The organism is Mesorhizobium sp. M1A.F.Ca.IN.022.07.1.1 (assembly GCF_003997575.1).
GTDB lineage: Bacteria > Pseudomonadota > Alphaproteobacteria > Rhizobiales > Rhizobiaceae > Mesorhizobium.
Genome location: NZ_RZST01000333.1, coordinates 1 through 6,310, shown reverse-complemented (window position 1 = coordinate 6,310; position 6,310 = coordinate 1). Strand labels below are relative to the sequence as shown.

Below are 6,310 nucleotides of genomic sequence, written 5' to 3'. Positions count from 1 at the left end.
AACACGGCCAGCGGCAATACGACCTCGAACATGCAGAACTGCAACAAGTAGGGCGGTTTCGATTCGCGCCGGATCGCCGACACAAAAAAGCCCCGCCGGTGGAAGCCGTCGGGGCCCTTTCGTTGAGGCCTTGAAGGTGGGACTTCGCTGCCTGCCGATCCAGGGGGTGTTGGATCGGCCGCGACCCTAGCCGAAGAATCGGCGGGGCTATAATCACGGCTGCGCACTACCAATCACGCCTGCGCGAGAAGGAGGTGATAGCCGGCTGTCGATCTCTCTTTGAGGAAATTGGCTACCTCAGCAGCTTCGCCAATCGCGGCACGCCCTCGCCCACCGCGCGGTCGTCGGCCAGCGTGAAGGACATGCGCAGCGTGTTGCGGCCAGTGCCGTCGGCATAAAAGGCGTTGCCCGGCACGAAGGCGACGCGCGCCTCTTTTACCGAACGCGCCAGCAACGCGGTGGCGTCAGTGCCTTCGGGCAGCGTCAGCCAGACGAACATGCCGCCTTCCGGCCGGCTCCAGGAAATGCCGTCCGGCATGTTTTCCTCGAGCGCGCCGAGCAGCGCGTCGCGGCGACGGCGATAGGCACCGATCAGCTTCTCCACCTGGGCGTCGAAGATGGTCTCGGCAACGCGATGCATGACCATCTGGTTGATCGACGGGCTGTGCAGATCGGAGGCCTGTTTCATCAGCACCAGCTTTTCCACCACATGGCGCGGGGCGCAGACCCAGCCGACGCGCATGCCTGGGGACAGGATCTTGGAGAAGGAGCCGCAATAGAGCGTGCGGGCGTTGTCGATGCCGCCCGAGCGGGCGCAATCCAGCGCCAGGATCGCGGGCACCGCCTCGCCGTCATAGCGCAGCGCCCGGTAGGCGGCGTCCTCGATGACGGCGATGTCGAGCTCGCCGGCGAGGTCGAGCACCGCCTCGCGCTGCTTGCTATCCAGCGTGTTGCCGGTCGGGTTGGCGAAATCCGGCACCAGATAGGCGAATTTCACTTTGCCGCCGTTAGCCGCGGCGGCCGCGCGATAGGCGTCCGGCGTCATGTTGCCGCCGGCGGTGTTCAGCCGGTCGTAACGCGGCTCGTAGGCGTTGAAGGCTTGCAGCGCGCCGAGATAGGTCGGCCAGGTGACCAGCGCGGTGTCGCCGGGCGACAGAAACAGCTTGCCGAGATAATCGAGCGCCTGCTGCGAGCCGGAGGTGATGAAGATGTTGCCCTCGTCGCATCGGATGCCGAGTCCGCCCATATAGCCGGCCAGCCATTTGCGCAGCGGCAGGAAACCTTCGCTGACCTGGTATTGCAGCGCGGCCCCCGCTTCCGCGCCGCCGAGCACGGCCTGATAGGCGTCGCCGATGGCCTCGGCCGGAAACAGCGAGGCATCGGGAATACCGCCGGCGAACGAGATGATGTCGGGCTGATCGAGCAGCTTCAGGAGCTCGCGGATTTCGGAGGCCTTCATGCGCGAGGAGCGCGAGGCCAGAAGGTTCAACAGGGTCAAAGCGCACCTCCCGCAGTGCTTCGTTCGGGGTTTTAGCATTTAGGTCAGCTTCGTTGACCTATTATCAGGCCACGTCCGTCGCGTGAATACACAAACCGGCCATGGCGCATCGCTCTGACGACAATTGGCCCACATATCCTGACGGAGATATCTGACACGACGGCGGTCCGCTCATCGCGGGATTGTCGCAATATTAGAATAGGCGCATATTGTCGCAAGCCGAAGCCGTGCTCCGGCTGAACCGCCTGTTGGCCATGGTGCCCGGGCGGTCCGTGACCAGGTCAAATGTCAGTGAAACAACAAGCACCTCGGCTGCTCAAACCATTGAGCAGCCTGAGGCAATGATATTTGGAGGAGATAGCCATGAAGGTCACCATACTGGCAAGTTACGAACCCCATGCCGCCAAAGGGCTGATGCAGGGATCGAACCGCGAAGCTGCAATCCAGGCGCTCTTTGAAAGCGTCGGCGGCAGGATGAGCAGCGTCATGTTCACGCGCGGCATTTACGACGTCGTCGTCAATGGCGAGGTGCCGGATCAGGTCGCCGGGATGGGCATGGCCCTTGCCGTGCGCGCGAGCGGCTCGTTGAGCGAGCTGGTCGTCCTCGAAGAACTCGACATGAAGGCGGTGCTCGAGGTCGCCAACAAGGCTGCCGGGGCCTACAAGCCCGCCGGCTGACGGCCTGGCCAGGCAGCAGGGACGGCGCGTTCGTCGTCCCGTGCTGCCGGCATCACGTCACCGCAAGCCGAGGCTTTGCTGACGCATGCCCTTATCCCCAAACCGCTCCGCACTTTGGGCAACATGCATTAGAACGGCAATCGAATCTCGTCGTCCCGGGCCGTATCGGGCCATCCGATGTCCTTGCGGATCTCCGGCGGCAGTTCGTTCAGCTCGCGCGTCGTCCTGCGGCGCCTTCTCGCCTGCGCGAACGCGGCGCGGATTCGGTTAAGGCTCTTAAACATCGCAACCTCCACAAAGCAGCGGCAGAATTGGCGGCCGCCCTCCGGGCGCCGCTTTTGAGGTGCGTCTGTAACCAGGCGATTGCGCGCAGACGGTGAAATGCTTCACGAAGCCGGAGCGGCCTGAAACATTTGTGTGCGAATTAAATTGGGTTTCGACGCCGCGGCATTAGTGGTGAGCGCCAACAGGCGGCGCTGCCGGCTATGACGGGCGCACAATTGCTGACTGCCTTGCTCGCCAAGATAGGCGTCAGGCGTTAGTCCGTACTACCGGAAGGAAGTTGCTGCGCGGTCTGCGCCGAGAGCCGGCCTTTGCGGACGAGCGTCGGCTTCGAATATTCTTTTTTCATGGCGAAATCTCCCCTGCCTCGCCGGAAAAATGCGGTACGGCTATCGGACTGTCAAGCAGATCGCAGGCCGGTGAGGCCGGCCCGATCGACTACCTTCCCCTCCCGTGCCACTTCCCTGCCCGTGCGATACACGGTCCGCTCCTTCGGCACCCCCGCCACCGCTTCCGGCACATGCTCGGCCCTGAGCGCGACGAAATCGGCCTTGGCGTCGACGGCGATGCCATAGCCTTCGAGCCCCAGCGCCCTGGCGCCGGCATGGCTCACCACGTCGTAGGCTGCTTCCAGCTCGCGATCCTCGTAGAAGCCGGAGCGGTAGCCGATCATGTTGGCGCGGTTCAGCATGTCGCCATCGCCGTAAGGCCACCAGGAATCGCGGATGTTGTCGGAGCCGGCAAAGACCGTGACGCCCGCCTTGCGCAATGCCGCCACCGGCGGGAAAGGATGGTTGCCGGGCGCGTTGGTCATGATGGCGACGCCGGAGGCGGCGAGCAGCTCGCCGGCTTTGGCCAGCGCGTCGGCGGAAATGTCGCCCAGCGCATAGGCGTGGCTGACGGCGACTTTGCCTTGCATGCCCAGTGCCGTGCTCCGCGCGGCGATCTCCTCGATCTCGAACAGGCCGAGGGTGCCGCCGTCATGCAGGTGGATATCGATTCCGGCGCCGTGTTTTTCGGCAAGGCCGAAGACGACGTCGAGATGGCCCTTCACATCGCGGTCAAAGCTTGCCGGGTCGAGCCCGCCGATCAGATCGCAGCCGAGCTTCAAAGCCTCGTCCAGAAGTTCGGCGGTGCCGGGCGACGACTGGATGCCGCTTTGCGGGAAGGCGACGAGCTGGATGTCGATCAGCTCGCGATATTTTTCGCGCACGGCAAGGATCGTTTCGACATGTTTCAGCCCGACCGCGGCGTCGACCATGACGTGGCTGCGCATCGCAAGGCTGCCATTGCCGACGCAAAGCTCGAGCTGGTTTTTCGCGCGCTCTTCCATCGGCGCGGCCTGCTCGAGGTTCCGCATCTGGAAGGCGACCCGCTCGCGCACATCGAAGCCGTTGGTGCAGGGAATGTGCGAGCGCCAGGCATCGCCATAGAAGGAGGTGTCGAGATGGATGTGGCCCTCGACGAAGGCCGGCAGCACGAGCTGGCCGGCGAGATCGACGGCGCCTGGCGCCGCGCCGGGGGCATTGGCGGCGGGCGTGATGGCGTTGAAGCGGCCGTCGGCAACGGTGAGGTCGGCCAGGGAGCCGTCGGCGAGTTTTGCGTTGAGAAAGCGGGGCAAGATGCAATCCATCAGCAATGATGCATCAGTCGTCGTCCCTCGGCAGGCAGAGGTCAATGCGGATCGGGATAGAAAGTGTTTCGCCGAAGTTCTCTGTCACCCGCGGTTGGCAGATCGCGCGCCCGATCGCCTGCGCCGCCGTTAACCTTAATTCCAAGCGGCGGTGGGGAAGTCCCTGTCGCCTGCCTATTCCGCTATCGCGGAAGTTTCGGCACGAGAAAAACATGCCATAGTCCAGGCTGCGGTACGAGGCCGCCTTGGTCGACGCGGACGCCCAAGCACATCCCCAACAATGTCGCCCCCAACGGCCGCGTCGACCTTGTACTGAACGGCGATCTGACCCGGGTCGCCGTTTTGTTTTGGGCGATCAGGCCTGGGACTTTGCATATTCCGCGACCAGCCCGTCATATTCCTCGAAGGCCGGCAGGGCCGCGTAGCTGTGCAGGGCGGGCGTCTCGGCCCAGGGCAGCTTCTCGCTGGTCCAGGTCTCGACGAAAGGCGTGAACCAGGCGGGGTCATCCAGCATGGTCGGGCGCAGGTTGACGAACCAGTCGAGCCCCTCCGGCCGGGTGAACATCCAGCTCATGCAGTAGCCGCAGAAATAGTGCTTCGAAGCGCCGCGCAGGCCGCCGATCACCGGCTCGCCCTTGGTGATCTCGAAGCCATCCGCGGGAATGGCGGCGCTCAGCGAATAAGCGCTCGACGACATCTTCTGGCAGCCGGTGCAATGGCAGGCCATGGTGAGCAGCGGCTTGGCGGAGATCCTGAGACGCACGCGGCCGCAGCGGCAGCCACCTTCGGCAGGCAGGGAGGGGATTGGCATGAGCGCTCCTTGGGTTGGTTTTCCCTTCTCATCCGTCGCCTTCGGCGACGCGTTCTTCCCACAAGGAAGAAGGAGGAGCCAAGCCCTCAGCCCCCAATCAGCGCCGCGGTCGTCGTCAGCCGCGCGCCCTGCTCGGCGAACGCTTTGTTGTGCCGGATGATGATGTCGGGCGCTTTCTCCTCCTCGGAATCGAGCGTCGAATGCGCATCCGAAACGACGGTGACGCCGAGGCCCTGGGCAAGAGCGCCTTTCACCGTGGCGGCAACGCAGAAATCGCTCTGCGCGCCGATGAGCACCACGTCGCGAACGCCCTGCCCCGCGACCCACTGCCCGAGCTCGGCGTTGGAGAAGGCATTGCCGACGCTCTTGCCGAAGGTCGGTTCGCCGGCCGCCTGGCCGAGCTGCGGCCATACCGGCCAGCCGGAAGCGCCCGGTGCCAGCGGATCGCCCGCCGGCCCGTCATGGCGCACGAAGGCCACCTTACGGCCGGTTTTGCGCGCCCAATCGATCAGTTTTCGCGCGCGCTCGGCAATGACGTCGGCATCATGGATCGGCGGATCGAAACGGCCGTCGAACATGCCGGTCTGGAGGTCGATGACGATCAGCGGAGCGGCGGCCCAGGGAGCGGTGTCTGGCATGGGCGCGAAGATAGCGGAGGTGGGGGGTGGGTCAAGCACGGGGACGAGCGTGGTCCACGCCCTTGTGGCAGATCGACAGTTCGGCGCCGCTTGCCAGAGCTTGGGTTCAGGCCGTACGAGCTAGAGCTTTCTGCTAGCGGTTCCTCAGAACATAGACGCTGCCAGCAAGGAGGCCCACGGCTATGGCGAACAACACGAGAGCAATAGCGATCCGCCAGGCAGGATTCATTGAGTGGCGACCCGGCAGCGAACTGCCGGCTTCGCGCATTGTTCTAACGGCTACCTTAAGAATTTCCAGGGCCAGAACCACGCAGACCGCAGTAGTTGCGAAAGCCAGCAGCATCTTCGGTGCAGGTGGATGATTGTATAAACCGACGATGGACTCACCCAAGCGGTAAAGGACGATGGGCGCATATCCCATGGCCGCGAAAAGGCCGCCGCCCACCGCAAAGTACATGGCCAGGCGCCAGAGCCAGTCTGAATGTCGCCTGCCGGCCGATTTCCGGGCCCGATAGTCGAGCGCCGCAAAGCAAAGGGTCCCAGCCGACCAGCAAAGTCCGATCCACCAATTCATGGATGTATTCTATTGTTCCGCTGGTTAGTTTGAGATTAAGGACGCCCGCCTCCTACAGGCACGGCACCGCTGCCGGAGCGCTCAATCTTCTTCCAGCACCCTCATCCGTCTCGGCGCTACCCGCCGATCCTCTTTCTCCCACAAGGGGAGAAGATAAGCGCCCTACCCAATCCCTGTCTCTTATACACAGCTGACG

Annotated in this window: 7 protein-coding genes; 1 reads left to right on the top strand and 6 read right to left on the bottom strand. The window is 63.8% G+C overall.

The annotated features are described in order from the left end of the window. Positions 1–292: 292 nt before the first annotated feature. Positions 293–1,459: a PLP-dependent aminotransferase family protein gene (locus tag EOA75_RS26835; protein ID WP_245466745.1), complete on the bottom strand. Its 1,167-nt coding sequence runs from the start codon at positions 1,457–1,459 to the stop codon at positions 293–295. A gap of 402 nt (positions 1,460–1,861) precedes the next feature. Here EOA75_RS26835 and EOA75_RS26830 point away from each other — a divergent pair, with 402 nt between their 5' ends. After that, a complete protein-coding gene (locus EOA75_RS26830; RefSeq protein WP_095824517.1) occupies positions 1,862–2,176 on the top strand; it encodes a GYD domain-containing protein in 315 nt (104 codons plus the stop codon). Between the two features lie 128 nt (positions 2,177–2,304). Here the strand turns inward: EOA75_RS26830 and EOA75_RS26825 are convergent, their stop codons facing one another. The 5 genes from EOA75_RS26825 to EOA75_RS26800 form a co-directional block, all read right to left on the bottom strand. Next, positions 2,305–2,460 carry a DUF1127 domain-containing protein gene (locus EOA75_RS26825; protein ID WP_082953795.1) on the bottom strand — a complete coding sequence of 52 codons (156 nt, stop codon included), beginning with the start codon at positions 2,458–2,460 and terminating at the stop codon, positions 2,305–2,307. A 398-nt stretch (positions 2,461–2,858) separates the two neighbouring features. Continuing rightward, positions 2,859–4,091, bottom strand: a complete 1,233-nt coding sequence (locus EOA75_RS26815) for an amidohydrolase family protein (RefSeq protein WP_127325579.1) — start codon at positions 4,089–4,091, stop codon at positions 2,859–2,861. A 355-nt stretch (positions 4,092–4,446) separates the two neighbouring features. Then, positions 4,447–4,902: a GFA family protein gene (locus tag EOA75_RS26810; protein ID WP_067322530.1), complete on the bottom strand. Its 456-nt coding sequence runs from the start codon at positions 4,900–4,902 to the stop codon at positions 4,447–4,449. A gap of 86 nt (positions 4,903–4,988) precedes the next feature. Next, positions 4,989–5,540 carry an isochorismatase family protein gene (locus tag EOA75_RS26805; protein ID WP_127325578.1) on the bottom strand — a complete coding sequence of 184 codons (552 nt, stop codon included), beginning with the start codon at positions 5,538–5,540 and terminating at the stop codon, positions 4,989–4,991. A gap of 133 nt (positions 5,541–5,673) precedes the next feature. Then, positions 5,674–6,114 (bottom strand): hypothetical protein, encoded by a 441-nt coding sequence (locus EOA75_RS26800; RefSeq protein ID WP_127325577.1) that lies wholly within the window; start codon positions 6,112–6,114, stop codon positions 5,674–5,676. Positions 6,115–6,310: the final 196 nt, after the last annotated feature.